The organism is Vibrio profundi, assembly GCF_043642225.1.
In the GTDB taxonomy this organism is placed as follows: domain Bacteria; phylum Pseudomonadota; class Gammaproteobacteria; order Enterobacterales; family Vibrionaceae; genus Vibrio; species Vibrio profundi_A.
The window spans coordinates 26249-40523 of record NZ_JBHZSF010000001.1 but is presented as its reverse complement, the minus strand read 5'-3'; the positions used below and the strand labels follow the sequence as shown (position 1 = coordinate 40523).

At 38.8% G+C, this 14275-nt stretch carries 14 protein-coding genes; 10 read left to right on the top strand and 4 right to left on the bottom strand.

Going from position 1 to position 14275, the window contains the following annotated elements; genetic code table 11:
* Positions 1 to 10 precede the first annotated feature (10 nt).
* Together ACHUFI_RS00205 and ACHUFI_RS00200 are read right to left on the bottom strand one after the other, a co-directional pair.
* The gene (locus tag ACHUFI_RS00205; protein ID WP_394246039.1) at positions 11 to 3700 is read right to left on the bottom strand and encodes an SIR2 family protein; all 3690 of its coding nucleotides are present in this window, start codon (positions 3698 to 3700) and stop codon (positions 11 to 13) included.
* Positions 3701 to 3750: 50 nt separating this feature from the next.
* Positions 3751 to 4374 (bottom strand): helix-turn-helix domain-containing protein, encoded by a 624-nt coding sequence (locus ACHUFI_RS00200; protein ID WP_394246038.1) that lies wholly within the window; start codon positions 4372 to 4374, stop codon positions 3751 to 3753.
* Positions 4375 to 4466: 92 nt separating this feature from the next.
* Here ACHUFI_RS00200 and ACHUFI_RS00195 point away from each other — a divergent pair, with 92 nt between their 5' ends.
* The 7 genes from ACHUFI_RS00195 (at position 4467) to ACHUFI_RS00165 (ending at position 10132) form a co-directional block, all read left to right on the top strand.
* Positions 4467 to 4679: a hypothetical protein gene (locus tag ACHUFI_RS00195; protein ID WP_063522797.1), complete on the top strand. Its 213-nt coding sequence runs from the start codon at positions 4467 to 4469 to the stop codon at positions 4677 to 4679.
* Between the two features lie 114 nt (positions 4680 to 4793).
* Entirely contained in the window at positions 4794 to 5309 is a 516-nt protein-coding gene (locus tag ACHUFI_RS00190) for a phage regulatory CII family protein (RefSeq protein WP_394246035.1), read from the top strand.
* Positions 5310 to 5906: 597 nt separating this feature from the next.
* The gene (locus tag ACHUFI_RS00185; RefSeq protein WP_394246929.1) at positions 5907 to 7076 is read left to right on the top strand and encodes a replication initiation protein; all 1170 of its coding nucleotides are present in this window, start codon (positions 5907 to 5909) and stop codon (positions 7074 to 7076) included.
* A 99-nt stretch (positions 7077 to 7175) separates the two neighbouring features.
* Positions 7176 to 7376: a hypothetical protein gene (locus ACHUFI_RS00180; protein WP_394246034.1), complete on the top strand. Its 201-nt coding sequence runs from the start codon at positions 7176 to 7178 to the stop codon at positions 7374 to 7376.
* A gap of 304 nt (positions 7377 to 7680) precedes the next feature.
* Entirely contained in the window at positions 7681 to 8460 is a 780-nt protein-coding gene (locus tag ACHUFI_RS00175; protein ID WP_394246033.1) for a ParA family protein, read from the top strand.
* 9 nt (positions 8461 to 8469) lie between these two features.
* Positions 8470 to 8769 (top strand): hypothetical protein, encoded by a 300-nt coding sequence (locus tag ACHUFI_RS00170; protein WP_394246031.1) that lies wholly within the window; start codon positions 8470 to 8472, stop codon positions 8767 to 8769.
* Positions 8770 to 9295: 526 nt separating this feature from the next.
* Positions 9296 to 10132, top strand: a complete 837-nt coding sequence (locus tag ACHUFI_RS00165) for a beta-1,6-N-acetylglucosaminyltransferase (RefSeq protein WP_265688999.1) — start codon at positions 9296 to 9298, stop codon at positions 10130 to 10132.
* A 381-nt stretch (positions 10133 to 10513) separates the two neighbouring features.
* On the opposite strand, the gene ACHUFI_RS00160 is transcribed toward ACHUFI_RS00165, so the two are convergent.
* Complete coding sequence (locus ACHUFI_RS00160) at positions 10514 to 11131, bottom strand: RraA family protein (protein WP_394246029.1); 618 nt, start codon at positions 11129 to 11131, stop codon at positions 10514 to 10516.
* Between the two features lie 583 nt (positions 11132 to 11714).
* Here ACHUFI_RS00160 and ACHUFI_RS00155 point away from each other — a divergent pair.
* From ACHUFI_RS00155 to ACHUFI_RS00145, 3 genes are all read left to right on the top strand, one after another.
* A complete protein-coding gene (locus ACHUFI_RS00155; protein ID WP_394246027.1) occupies positions 11715 to 12182 on the top strand; it encodes a hypothetical protein in 468 nt (155 codons plus the stop codon).
* Positions 12130 to 12726 carry a hypothetical protein gene (locus tag ACHUFI_RS00150; RefSeq protein WP_394246025.1) on the top strand — a complete coding sequence of 199 codons (597 nt, stop codon included), beginning with the start codon at positions 12130 to 12132 and terminating at the stop codon, positions 12724 to 12726. Before ACHUFI_RS00155 ends, ACHUFI_RS00150 begins: the two co-directional genes overlap by 53 nt.
* Before the next feature lie 237 nt (positions 12727 to 12963).
* Positions 12964 to 13242, top strand: a complete 279-nt coding sequence (locus ACHUFI_RS00145) for a hypothetical protein (protein ID WP_394246023.1) — start codon at positions 12964 to 12966, stop codon at positions 13240 to 13242.
* A gap of 174 nt (positions 13243 to 13416) precedes the next feature.
* On the opposite strand, the gene ACHUFI_RS00140 is transcribed toward ACHUFI_RS00145, so the two are convergent.
* Positions 13417 to 14187 carry an isocitrate lyase/PEP mutase family protein gene (locus tag ACHUFI_RS00140; RefSeq protein WP_394246022.1) on the bottom strand — a complete coding sequence of 257 codons (771 nt, stop codon included), beginning with the start codon at positions 14185 to 14187 and terminating at the stop codon, positions 13417 to 13419.
* Positions 14188 to 14275: the final 88 nt, after the last annotated feature.

Sequence of the window (14275 nt, the reverse complement as noted above, 5' to 3'; positions counted from 1 at the left end):
TGATTAGTCGTTACTTCTTGCTCGAGATATACTTAATTGCCTTTTTGGAAAATGGTACCGGGTCTAAATTATAGGGGTAAGAAGACTGTTGTTTAAAAGAAAATGCACCTAACTCAGGGTTATCCAGCCTTTTAAATTCATGTTCAAATAGTTGGTATGAATACTTCTGGCTAAGTTCTATCCCCTTATTTACAATTGTTTGGAATCTTTGTGTCTGATTAATAGATTTTAAGAAACATGCATATTGATACTTTGCATGAACTAAGAAGTATTTTATATAATATAAGTCTGAGAAAATTGAATTATACTTGCCATGAATATTTTCAAGAGTATCATTGTCAACACTTCCAGAATTAATGACTTCTCTTTCAAGATTTGATACTAGCATAAGGTTTTTTATGCCAACAGTATAAGAGTTTGTGTTAGTTAGTTTTGTGATAACTTCATTATCGAGTGGTTTTATTTTATGTAATAAATAACTAAGTTGGCAACGTTCAATATGTTCCAATGCATGTAGATTATTAATGGACTCAGTAATCTCGTCAGAGTAATCGATCCCTATTAACCTTTTTGATTCATAGTACTCCATATTTTTTGTGCACACATCTAGAAGTTCAGGAAGAATAATACCTCTCTCATAAAAATAATCAGGGTAACCTGTTCTTTTATATTCATCGTGTTCTATTCTGAATTTATAACACTCCATGGAGTGTCCTAGCATATTGTAAATTAGCCACGCTGTGTTTTTTGCCACATGATCAATAAATGACTTAGCTTCAAAGTTTACCAAAACACCTAGAGGGAGCCTATCTTCTAAATAATCTAAGGATGTTTCAAAATTCCCATCAAAGAATAAACTACTACAAAGTAACATATCGATGGATAAGTTGAAGTTTTCTTCAAATTTCTTTTCTTTTAGACGTTCAAGTAAATCAACTAATACCTTGTGAAATGAATCACAGATGGATAATGAAGTTGTAAAATAATCTAATGTATCTAAATAGTTTATATATTCTTCTTGTTCAATTCGTGAGAAATCGATTTTATCGCCTATAGATGCAGCTAGCAAAGCATTGTTTGCATTTGACAGGGCATGATCTAAAGCAACTTTTTTGTCTTTTGACTTTATGTTGTACAGATAGTCAAAAAATGCCATGTTGTATTTTGCGACTTCAGTCCAGTAATAATTATTGCTCTCATTAATGTTTGCCTTGGCAAGTATATATCTATTAATTATAGAATGAAGCTTAATCTTAGAGCAGTCTCTATTTAGTAATGATTTGTCAGATAACGTTTTAATATCTTTATCTGATATTATATTTTTGCTTCCTTTTAACTTGTCTAACTCGTTACTTTTATTTGCAATAGTCTTTAATGTCGAAAGATTTATACCATCCGGAAAGTAAGATATTAATTCTAATGCTTTTCTTTCACTTGTGTTCAGGGTTTTATAAGAGTAGACAATTGATGCAAGAAGGGATTGCTGTCTATTTATGTTTCTATCTATATCCTTGGAAAAAAGGTTCAGAGCGTCACAGTTAGAAAATTCATTTTCCAAGTCGTTTTCTAATTCACGTAGTGATTTTCCAGGGGGTAGGCTTGAAGCAATCAACTTAATCGCTAGAGGATTTCGATCTAATAAGTTCTCCAGGATGTTTTGTTTGAGAAACTTTTGGTTACTTTCGCTTGTATATCTATGTTTTGTTATATTGTTGAATAATACTAATGCTTCATCTGATTCTAAAGATCTTAGAGTATATTCTTCCTCCCAGGATTCCCCGGAAACTTCTCTAGAAGTAATTAATACTGTGGCGTATTCAGTAATTGGGCCTATTAGACTAAGGAATTCGTTTTTTTGGTTCTGTATATTAAGAATAGATTCGTAGTTATCGAGAATAATGAGACGGCTACCATTGTCAATGGACTGGGCTAATTCGGCCAATAGGTCATCACTACCTTGTTTGTTAAATGCTAAAGATAACTTTTGTTTGAACTGATCTAAATCGGAAATTGGTTCGCAATCTATAAAGGTGACACCATCACTAAATTTACCTCTAGCGTGCAACTCAATCGCGACTTTTTTTGCAACCTCAGTTTTTCCAACTCCACCACTACCTTTCAAAACTAAGGCCAGATTCCTATCTTCAATACGTGATATTTCCCTGCTGACTGTAGCTAGGTCACTTGCTCTCCCTACAAAGTTGGAAAAACTCGATTTGTCGATATTAAACAGATTGTTAGAGCTAGTTCTTACTAGGGTATTTTTTCCGGTTAGATTTATATTTGTGTCGAAGTTGGAGTGGTTGATTGCAATAGTATTTTCAATGAAAGTAAAATCTCTCTTTTTGAAAATTTTGTGCTGAATCTGAGCCAACTTTTTTAGGGTATTGGTGTCAAAGTTGTTGTGGGGTAGAATTAATACAGGAGTATCATACTGACTTTCAATTATATCTATGTCGATATCTTGAGGAAGCTCATCAACTAAAATTACCAGCCCTTTTAGTTGACTTGGCAAGCAATCTAAGATGTCGATTAATGAAGTGTAATCACTGCAAGCATCATCATCCTCCATCAAAAAACCGTTTCTTGACCATTTAGTAAATATAAATGCATAGTCAACTTTTTCATAAATATTATCAATGTTAAATGGCTCTATATTGATTGTGGTCTTTAATTTTTTAAATGATTTATATAATGAGTCATAAGTTTTCGGTTTGTCTAAGGGGTTGGACTCAAAAATTTTCACAATGTCTAATTTGGAACTTTTTTCTGTGTCTTGTCGTGTAGGTTCTTTTTCTTTTTGTTCTACATTATTAAATTTCGAGTCTTTGCCCAAACTACGAACTAATTGTATTAAAGGAAGTCCGTAATCTTCAAATGTGATTATTTCAATATTCGAAGAAATATGTGAAAGTCTCTGTTCAACATTCTGCTTGTCAGATTCTTTTATGATTGCGTAATGAGGGCCGGTATTGTTTGAGAACAATTGGTTTTGTTTCTCAAGTTCACATATAAACTCTATATCATTCAAAGAGCTACCTATGAATAATATCGAATTTGTAGAAACAACCTCTCTTAGTGAAACTAATGCAGCGTCATAAGATGACTTGGTATTTTCAGTTGTATTATAGAGTCGTTCGTAACTATTTGGAGTTAGAATGATATTTTCTGGATTGTTGATATTTCCATGGAGGTGCCAGATCATTTCGTCAATATTGTTACGGAGTTTAAATTGTCTTAATTGTACGCTATTTATATTATCAAAAGTGACGACATTTGGTGGGGCTGGGTTAGCCCACTTCAAACAATCATCGTAATTTAAGGTAATAATCTTGTTACTGATTTTCCAAATTTCTTTTTGAAGGTTTGCACTATTAGGGTCTAATTCAGAAAAATCGACTTTGAAGTGGTCATCTAAAAATTCATACCATAGTGAGCCCATTAAATTGTCCTTAGCAATCGTAGCTGCCATTCCATACTGGTTCATTTCTATGGTGCCGAGAACAACTTGTCTTTCTGTTTCTTTACCTTCCTCACCTAGCTTATCAGCGGCAGATGTAAGTAGTTCTTTCCAAGAGGGGAAAACTTTCTTCCCACTTTTATCTTTGATCGCCATGGAAACGCCGGCGCCAACTAGCGGGATTACACATCCTCCCTCAATTTTATCCTTGAGACTTTGAGGAACAAAAAAATTGCTCATTTTGTATTACCTATAACTGACAGATATTAATATTCATAGAAAACTGCAAATCACTTTTTTACCATCGTCAATGCAACTCTACCCACAACCCTTACATCATCTTCTTCGACTGTTAGGGTCGAGCCGTTAAAGCTGATGGCTAGCTTCTTGCCTGGTAAACGCTGAATGTCGTTTAGCGAGAGTAGGCCATCCATATCGACTAGGTATGTTCCGCTTACTGCTTGGTGAACTTCTTTATCGACAATGAATGTAGTTCCATCGTGCTCGATGCCCATTACATTCAAAACTCCAAGCTTATCTAAGTAGCTCTTATCGAAAGCTAATGTTTCATTTCCAACAAGTTTTCCATTCGTCAGAGTGAAGTAATCTAAATCTAAAAGAGTTTTAGCCTCATTCTTTTTGGAGACGTGATCTTGTACGTTCTGATCAGGAAAAGGTTCTCCTTCATCTAACAACAGCCACTTCAAAGACACTCCTTCACTCAAATGAATGCGTACCGCTAACTCAAATGGTGTCATGTTGCGAGTGTGCCAAGTCGAAATTGTACCCTTGTTCACGCCGAGAACTTCAGTTAACTGATTGTAACGTTCTAAATTCATGACTTTTACGACTTTAGATGTGAAGTCGCGCCCACCAATGTATTCAAATGGTTCTATTTTCTTATTGACAGTCATTCAAATGATCACTTAAAATTCAATTCAATGACTAGCGAGGTGCAGCTCACTAGACCGTTATAAAGCATTTAGTAACTTAACAGGATATCATTATGCTCTCATATCAAGTAGTCCTAAATACGCCTTTCATGACGTATGACCAATACTCTCAGTTCTCTGGAATGCCAAAACGTACCATCATGGATTGGGTTGCTGATGGTCGCTTACCTATTAAAACTAAAGCAAAAGGTAAAGAAACTCCGTTAATCAACATGATCGCCTTAGTAGAAATGGCGACTCGTGAAACCATGGAAAAGTTAGGGTAGGTTGCCATGCGCTTATTTTCCTTAATCCCTACCAAAGAGCATTGCCCACTTTGGCTTAATGTCCTTGGTTGGGCTTTCATTTTCGTCCCGTTTGTCTTCAATTGAGTATTCGCTATGAACGAAATTGACTCAATGTGCGAATTCCGTGGCTCTAAAAAAAAGGCATTTAATGAAGCGTGTTGTGCATTTGCGAACTCGGAGAACATGACCAAGTTAGCAAAGGCCGTGGATATGAATGCCACTATGCTGCGCAATAAACTCAACCCCGAGCAACCCCATGTTCTCAGCTGTACAGAGCTCATTACGATCTCAAAAATAAGTGGGAATCATTCCATTGTGAACGCGTTACTTATAGGACTGGGTGTAGTAACAGCTCTTATTCCTCCTGACGAAACTGAAGCGACTTTGTTGCGACGGGCAATAGATAACGCCATTTATTCTGGTGAGTTGTCTCGTATGGCGCTTGATTGTGTTGGTAAGCAAGAGCTGAGTCGAACGATGAAACATAAGATTGTTCAAACGGCACAGGCCAGTATCAGTAACCATGTTTTGATCATCAATAGCCTTGAAAAACTCAGTCAAGATGTCTCTCCATGTATGGAGATTGAATCTGTCGTCAGGGCAGGGTAAGCGTGTATCAATTTGGAGGAGCGATGTCCGTAGTTCATTACCATAAACCATGCCCAGACAGGTCTTCTAGTTTTTTGACAGAGAACGACATACGCAGAGGACTTATAAAAGTCAGGCAAATTCGACATGAGCTTTATCGGCGTCAGCTTTCCCCGTTATTACACGAGCAGAAGAGCTTAATTCGCCAGTTACACAACACACTTCATGTGTTGGCGCAAGTGCGTCTGCGGATACGTTTACTTGGTGTTGAAAAGCGAATAGACAAGATCCGAAAACGTTGGCTTTAAGTTATATACATTAGCCTGATTTTTGCCAATGGCTCCTCCTAACTTGGGAGGGGGCTAGACAAGGTAAACCCTGTGAACCATCAAGTATTTCAGGCCTTAAATTATAAGGTAGATCAAGAATGCCGCCTTTCTCTCAATTTAGTCTTAGAAAATGACGCTAAAGAGGGCATTGCTATCAATGTTCGATCGAGAGATCTAATTAAACGCAACTCAGCCAGCGTGATGATATTCACCACGATGAAGGTAGTGTTTGGCCTTGCGCTTTTTGGCGCACTAAGAAGTAAATTGTGTTGACCTTATTATGACGATGATTCGTTCAGGCCAGGCTCATATCACAGCCCCATCGTATTCGTTGAAAACTCGCTTGATTGAGGAAGCGCCTTATTTTTCGAGGTGTAGCGATAATAAAACCGCTATGCTCGTTAGGCCACGTGACTACGCTGTAAAGTGGTCATACATGCAAGTCAATCGTAAAGATATGAAGGCTTGGATGGTGTTCGATATTGATCATGAACACCGTGCCTTGCCAAATCCCTACATCTGGCAAGATGAAGGGCTGCCACCGCCGAACTTGATTGTGCGCGATCGCACCAGCAACAAAGCCCATCTTTTTTATGCCATTGTGCCTGTTTGCACCAGTGATAACGCAAACGCCAAACCCATCGCTTATTACCAAGCTATTTATCGAGCACTTGCATTAAGGCTAGAGGCTGATATGAGCTACTGTGGTCCAGTGGCCAAAACGCCTTTTCATGCTGAGTGGCTGACGACCGAACTCCACCGAAGTGTTTACGAGCTTGGTGAGCTTGCAGATTCCCTTGAACTTGAGACAGAGCGTTTGTGGCAACGAAAAGCGCATGATACTTCCTACTCCCGAAACTGCACACTGTTTGAACACACCCGCCAGTACGCTTACAGCATTGTTGGCAAGGCAAGAGAGCAGGGATGTTATATCGATTTTAAAGCACGGATCGAGGGGTTTGCGCGCTACAAAAATGTAAGCGCTATGCCGGAGAGTCCAGCGTTGCCAAGTAGTGAGGTTCAAGCACTAGTGAAAAGCGTATCTCGTTGGACTTGGGATAAGTATTTTGCCAGAGCAGACTGTCAGCGCGGCGTGATGAAACTGGATAGACGCTTGAGTTTGCATGAAAGGCAGCGAAGAGCGGCCAGGAGAACGCACCGGATACGCCGAACGAATACAGCTCGTCGCATTGTCCACGCCTGTCAACGTCTACTTCGGTGCAACCAACTACTTACGATTGGTAGCGTGGCTCGTATGGCTCGCCTGTGTCGTCAGACAATCAGTCGTTATGTTTATTTACTTGAACGAGTTAGGTCTGCACTTGCTATGAGCGAACGAAACGGGCCGATTTGTCATGTTAATGATGCTGTACATCAGATATCTGCTCCTGTTGAGCCGTACTTAGTGGGTTATGTGATGAAGCAAAAAAGCACCTTGTCTAAGTTGTCATTTCCTTGAATAAAAATAGTAGTAACCACAAGGTTGTGATGTTCTGCGCAACCACGTAGTCATAAAACGGTATCTATTGGTAAATTCAAACATTAATTGGAGAGGGATATGTCATCTTTAGAAGACAACCACCTAGTTGAAGTGATGAGTTTTATTATTGATTCTGTTGCCGTGGAAACAAAAGCTACAGGTCGTGCTGAAATCGGTATTTATTTAATGAGCTTGGTGCTTACGGAGTATCAGAACGATGCGAGTCAAGAGACCGTCAATAGCCCTGAAGTAATACTGTCTCAAGAGAACTCAGCATAGAGATAGTAGGCCTCGTTACGTGGCTTTAAGAATTTAGGCTCGCAATTGGTGAGCCTAAATTTGCAATAAAAGCGGTGAGAGAAGGCTCTAGAAGTTTACTCAAAAGTGATACAGCTTTATTGGTGCTGATTCTATTGATGTTAAAGAGTCATCGTTTCTATAGCTCTTAAAATCTTAGCTTGAGAGCCTTCACAGGGTCTTCTGCTGGACTGGGCAAAGAGCCCCAAGTGCGAGTGACCCTTTAGAGGGGAACTTTCTATAACTTATTTGTGTATTACATATGTAATACATCTTGGTGTTTGTTATGAAAACTAACGTTATTTGTGCCGCAAATCAAAAAGGTGGGGTAGGGAAAACCACAACCCTAGTCAATTTAGCTGCTGAATTAACGCGAAGAAAAAAGGTGTTAATTATAGATCTTGACCCTCAAGGAAACTGCTCTAAGACTTTAACAGGGCAACGCAATTTCAAATTTGAAGACACTATTGCTGCTATGTTCGACAAACCTAAGGTTGTGTCGGTCGTTGATTTAGTTCGACCAGCATTGCTTGACGATTATCCAATTAGAAACCTAGACATTGTTCCAGCTGACTTCCAGTTGTCTCGGATTATCGAAACGTCATTAACAAAGATTAATCGAGAGCGTATTCTTGAGAAGCAATTAAGTAAGTTGGTTGATATTTACGATTTTATTCTTTTAGATACCCCACCAAACCTAGCTCTAACAACTCTCAACGCGATCCAAGCATCCGATCTGATTTTGATTCCAGTTGATTCCGGTGCGTTCTCTCTAGATGGTATTAGCCCTCTTCTTGAAGCGGTTTCTGAGATAAAAGATGATGACGCAAACTATTTGATTTTGAGAAATGAGGTTGATCAGAGAAACTCCATCATCAATGAATTTATTGAAGAAGAGCTAGAGGTTGCACAAGATAAAGTGTTGTCGGTATCCATTCGTCGTTCAGAACATGTTGGTCAAGCCAATGCTGTTTCCATGCCTGTACGTTTTTACATGGCGGGTTCTCTTGTCAATAATGATTATCGCAAACTCGCGTCAATTATTATCGAAAAGTGTAATACATAGGTAATACATATGAGTAAGTTGAAAAAACGCGGCTCTATTACTGCGATCTCAAATTCCCAAAAACAAGATTCAGGTAAATCTAATGGGATTACCACCGTTAAGAAGAAGGTGACTACGTCATATAAAGTTCCTCCATTGACGTTGAGAATGTCTCTTTGCGATAAACAAGCAATAGGCGATTGGGTGGACGATTTACAGGCGTTGACTGAGCGAAGTGTATCCGCCGCTAAATTGTTTCGAGCTTTGGTTTTGTATCGAAGCAATATCGATGATGAAGAGTTAATCAAACTGATCGACAAAATGAATTAAAGCCATTATGTATTACATAGGTAATACATAATGAGGCGCTCTTAACGTTAATTTGGTGGCGCTGAAGGAGTTTCATTAAAACATCGAAGGGTAATGGCTAAATAGTTATGGTAGGCGTCAATGTCTTAACCTCGATGTGACTAAATCTGAAAGCTTGTCCCAATCCGGCTCCACGCCATTCCGTGTTTAAGTTGATTAAGTGAACCTTATCAACGTAATCATGCAGCCCGTTAGGGTTGCATGATGAAAGTTTGAGTATCCGAATTTTGATAATGGTGTGCTAAATAATTTTTGGACAAAAGCACGTTAGAGTATGGATACTAACGTGCCAAAATTGGATTAGAAAAAGTATCTTGAAGCCTTAAATTGCTTGTAGGTTTATATTTCATTGCTATTGATTAATCAAGACAGAGCCCCCATATGGTATAAGGATAAGAACACGCCTTACCACTCAGAGCATACATTCACTAACTGAGACAACTGGAGCGTGAAAATAAATATTCCAGATTTCTCAAGGAATGATCTAATGATTGCTTATCTTATTCTCGTTCACCGCTATCCAGATCAATTTAAACGGTTATTTCATGCCATATACCATCCAAATAATCACTACGTTATCCATGTTGACAAAACTTCTGGCAAAGAAATTTTAGATGAAATATCTTTGTTTATAGGTGATTACAAAAATGCAGAAATTCTTGAATCAGAAGATGCGCTATGGGGTGGGTATAGCCTAGTTAATATTGAACTTCGTGGTATGGCTAAGTTATTAAATATGAATAAAAGCTGGACTCATTTTATAAACCTAAGTGGACAAGATTTTCCATTGAAAACTCAGCCATATATTCATGACTTTTTGTCAAATAATCCAGACAAGGAATTCATTCGAGCACTAGACCAAAATGAAGCTAGGCCCGAAACGATGAATCGCATAGAAAATATGTGTTTTGAATATAAAGGACATATTTACCGACCTAAAATAGCCAGAAAATTCATGTCAGGAATAACACCGTTTATAGGCACTCAATGGATGATTGTGTCGCGACAGTTCTGTGATTTTGTCTGTAATACGGATGCATCTCAGCCCTATAAAGAATTTTATAAAAATACTTTTATTGCTGATGAGGGATTTTTCCAAACGGTTATGATGAATAACGATTGTCATGGTGAAATAGTTCAAGATGATTTGCGTTTTATCGATTGGGTACCAGATGGAGACATAAAGCTAAGGCCAAGGACATTTACAATGGCCGATATTTCCAACTTAATATCGAGCCCTAATCTTTTCGCTCGAAAATTTGATCTGTTAGAGGATGCTAAAGTGGTGGATAGAATTGAACACCACCTCGGTGCAACTGTCTAGTCTTTAATTAACCACCCTGTATTTACGGGGTGGCTCAAAGAAACCTAACGCTTATTAGACCACAAATTGTCGTCTTTCATCTTTCGGTAATGCCATCGTTTTCATATTAACTCAACTTATAATCAATAAGTTATGGCACATGACGAGACTGCAAGATGTCGCCTAATGACGAGAATGAACAGTTATCAACTCAATCGAATAAGTTTTAGTAGGGTAAACGCACGTCCTCTCAATTGTGCAGAGTATTTAATCTAAATGTTTTTGGGGCATTTCTGTGTTACACACCCCGTCAGCACATCTTTGGACAGAAACGCGTTAGAGTTTGAGAGCTAACGCGCTCGATATCGATTAGAAAAAGTATCTTGAAGCCTTAAATGCTCGTTAGGCTTTTTGTTTGGCAGAGCTTATTGCTTGAGCTATTTTAGCTCTGTGGTTCGCTTCCCACTCAGATAAAGTTAATGACGCTTCCTCAGATGCTTTCTTTGAGGCCAATAACAATACTTCCTCTTTTCTTTCTTTAGGAATAACCACAATACCCTCTACATCAGCGACAATTAGATCTCCCGTAGATACATTTGCCCCCCCGCAAGTAATTGAAACACCCAACTCACAATAGACCTCTTTCTTGCCTGGTACAGGATGAACACCTTTTGCATAAACTGGAAACCTCATATCTGAAATTTCACCCAAGTCCCGAATTACACCATCAATAATAAAGCCTTTTATCCCTCGCTTCTTAGCAACTGCGCATACGTTGCCTCCCGCGACTGCATATTCGCTATCAACGCCATCCACGACGACTATGGAGCCTTCAGGCGCTTCGTATATCGCCGAATGAAGCATTAAATTATCACCTGAGGCTAACTGAACCGTGAATGCCTCCCCATAGATGCGCGGCATACCTTGCCAAAGAGGGCCGATGTTGTAATCAATAAAGTGGTCATTAGTTAGTATGTTTCCATACTCGGTTGTCGCTAAGTTAGAAAAGTCTTGCTTCATTTTTACGCTCCATGTTCGAAAAAAGCCTAACACTTATTAGATAGACGACGAATTTTCGTCTTTTACTCCTTAATATTGCAATGTGATTCATATTAACTCAACTGATAATCAACAAGTTATGAAACATTAAGTGACGTTAGACTGTATGATGTCGGCTATGACGGGAATGAACAGTTATCAACGTAATCGAATAAGTTTAGTAGGGAAAACGCACGCCCCGTAACGTGTGTAGAGTATTTGATTTAACAAATTTTGGGGCATAACTTTCCCAAGTTTTAATAATTTAGGTCTTAGTAGACATAAAATTGAGTTTATCAAGAGGAAAATAGGACAATTAGTCCTGTGAAAGTAAAGGGTGGCCTATTATAAATAACTAGAATGGAACTAGGGTCTCTATGAACTTGATAGCGGTGGTTGAATTTTGTACAGATAAAGAGCACCGTCAAGGGAGTGGAGAGGAAGCCGCTACACTAAAAACTCAGAAGGCTTATGTGTGTTCTCAACAGTGAATACGTAATTCTACAAAATGACTATATTCCGCATCAACGTGAATTGCCTCGGTCTTAGTCATAGGTACGAAAAAATGTATAAAGACCCACATCTCAACCCCATCGTGGTAAAAATGAATACGGATACATTCATTTTACTCAAAGACAACCCTAGACAGCGTGACACACTAGCAAGAGCAGAAAAGGCTGGAAAGCATCACCTTAAGTATCCAAACCCCACACATACAGTAGTTTCCGTAGCTGCCATTTTTAATGAAGATGATTTACCGCTTACCGAGGAGTCATTTATTGAAGAGCTAGTCCAATGCTGGAAGCTGGACGGACATACGAGATGTTTTCGTTGGGACTCGGAAGAACTAGATAAACCGAATCAAGTAACAGCCTTGATATTCCCCGTCACCTCAGAAGAAGAGGCTAAAGAGTATTACAGGTCTTATGATAGCAATAAAGCGGTTGAAACAGGATTAGACAAAGTGTTTTCGGCTCTTCGTGACGCTTTTGGTAGAGTACCTCGTTGCCCTTTATTTAAAAAGAGGAATTAAAACAGCTATTGAGGTTGCCTTTAACAATAATACCTCTATATCAGATGATTCCATGTATGAGTTAAAGCAGAAACACCCCTTAGTTGTTAATGCTCTGAAGCATATTGATGAACATACGGATCTAAACCCTTCTATGTTTAATGCATCTATCATGGCAGCAATGCTAATTAGTGTTCTACGTGATGGGAGTTTTGCGATGGAGTTCTGGAACCTATTTAGTGAAGGAAGGGGGACAAATAATGCTGGAGAGATGGATGCCGTTATGATGGCGATGGTTTATCAAGGAGAGATAAAAAAGTTCGGTAAAGCTGACTTCAATAGCGCGCGCCCCAAAGATGTGATGGTCGGTACCGGAAGGGATGTCCACATGATTTATGTTCCAATGTTTCTAACATACTATGAGTCTTGGAAAGTTGGTAAAACCTTTCGACCAAAACGTACGGGCGAATGGTATAGCCGAAATCACAAACGGCTTAAAAGTATAGATGAGTTTCTAGGTGGTAAAACATATAGGGAATATAGTATCACAGCCGTCATTTCTTGATTATCACTCTAATGACAGGACTCTCACTCTAATAGAGTCCTCTTTAGTCACTCATTCCTAATCGAATCCATATTTGCAAAAATAAATTAAATCCCAATGTTTCATAACAAACATGCTCTAAAACAGTTTGGGCATCAATTAGTGAGTCTTGGATCTCTACAGAATCTGATAACTACAACGCTAATAGCCATACTTTTATAGTGCTTTTTAATAGTAACGTTCTGACATCATTAAACAATGAATGAAGCTGAATACTTAAACTGGCTGATTGCAGATACAGTTAGAAAACATCCGGCTCTAAAGTGGTTTATGGGATGTATTGCAGACTCGCTCAATGAGTTAACTGTTGAAGATATTCGCCATTACTATGCTAATGACTGTACAGATTGGGAAGTACTAAAGTACTGCGCTTACCAAAGTGCTCCGTTGAACATTGAGCATACCACAATGTTCGTGAACACTGTGTTCACATTGCTATCCAGCGAGTGCCTCGGCAGCAATAAGTTAATCACGTAATTAACTTGGAGTTGGACATTAATGAGTTGGGGCCATTGGCTACAATTTATCCTTCGCATAAGTTTTAGTATCCCAAATCGTGATTAGGTACCGCTGAACGCAGTGCCAGAGATGGAAGTAGTGGACAAAATCGCCCACCTAAGAAGTTTGGGAGAGAGTTCTCTTCACTCTAACTCAATTGACATTACTAAAAAGTGGTGCAAATGATTGACTATCGGCGACTTCCAACAAGTCTTTTTTTAGCTTTTTATAGATCCTACTATATGCATAGTTCCCCATGCTTATGCGCTTTACCCCTAATTCAGTAAGAGTCCTAAAATCCGGCAAATGTCGGGTACACATTACGTTCAGAGGTAGATCCGCAAATTCCGCTAGAACCTTAATATCTTCTTTTTCCTCTAAAAACGGAACAAAAATGCCATCTGCACCTGCCTTCTGATACAAGGATATACGACGCTTTGTTTCCTCAAGTGGAGTGTCGTTTTTGACCAAATAAGCATCTGTTCTTGAGTTCAAGAATATGGAAATGTCTGATGCACGTAGTAGTTCTACCAAACCAGAGATGGTATTTTCCATTACATATGGATCTTTAAGAACTCTCTTTCCACCTATGACTACACTATCTTCGATGTTAACTCCAGCGACTCCAATTTCAGTAAGCGCCTTAATATTCTCGTAAATTTCAGATACTGTTTCCCCATAGCCAGCTTCAATATCAACAGTTAATGGAATGGTTGTTCGACTCTTAATCTTCGCGACAAGATCGTGCAGCTCAGAAAAAGACATGTCTTCACCATCTGAATACCCAAGCATCCCAGAAATAGCTGCGCTAGATGTACCTATACATTGGTAACCAGCCTGCTCCGCGATAACTGCACTCGATACATCCCAAACGTTACATATCAAAACTGGTTCTGATTGAAAGTGTAAGCTTCTGAAATCCATATCAATCTTCCTTGCGACCATCTTGCGTGAATTAGGGTCATTGAACTCTACAAACTCTAAAAGGGGTGGGCTTTCTATAAGCGACCAA

Bases quoted from the DNA above. Each gene is read 5' to 3' on its own strand.
- ACHUFI_RS00205 (WP_394246039.1), bottom strand. From the start codon at position 3,700: ATGAGCAATTTTTTTGTTCCTCAAAGTCTCAAGGATAAAATTGAGGGA.
- ACHUFI_RS00200 (WP_394246038.1), bottom strand. From the start codon at position 4,374: ATGACTGTCAATAAGAAAATAGAACCATTTGAATACATTGGTGGGCGC.
- ACHUFI_RS00195 (WP_063522797.1), top strand. From the start codon at position 4,467: ATGCTCTCATATCAAGTAGTCCTAAATACGCCTTTCATGACGTATGAC.
- ACHUFI_RS00190 (WP_394246035.1), top strand. From the start codon at position 4,794: ATGAACGAAATTGACTCAATGTGCGAATTCCGTGGCTCTAAAAAAAAG.
- ACHUFI_RS00180 (WP_394246034.1), top strand. From the start codon at position 7,176: ATGTCATCTTTAGAAGACAACCACCTAGTTGAAGTGATGAGTTTTATT.
- ACHUFI_RS00175 (WP_394246033.1), top strand. From the start codon at position 7,681: ATGAAAACTAACGTTATTTGTGCCGCAAATCAAAAAGGTGGGGTAGGG.
- ACHUFI_RS00170 (WP_394246031.1), top strand. From the start codon at position 8,470: ATGAGTAAGTTGAAAAAACGCGGCTCTATTACTGCGATCTCAAATTCC.
- ACHUFI_RS00165 (WP_265688999.1), top strand. From the start codon at position 9,296: ATGATTGCTTATCTTATTCTCGTTCACCGCTATCCAGATCAATTTAAA.
- ACHUFI_RS00160 (WP_394246029.1), bottom strand. From the start codon at position 11,131: ATGAAGCAAGACTTTTCTAACTTAGCGACAACCGAGTATGGAAACATA.
- ACHUFI_RS00155 (WP_394246027.1), top strand. From the start codon at position 11,715: ATGTATAAAGACCCACATCTCAACCCCATCGTGGTAAAAATGAATACG.
- ACHUFI_RS00145 (WP_394246023.1), top strand. From the start codon at position 12,964: ATGAATGAAGCTGAATACTTAAACTGGCTGATTGCAGATACAGTTAGA.
- ACHUFI_RS00140 (WP_394246022.1), bottom strand. From the start codon at position 14,187: ATGGATTTCAGAAGCTTACACTTTCAATCAGAACCAGTTTTGATATGT.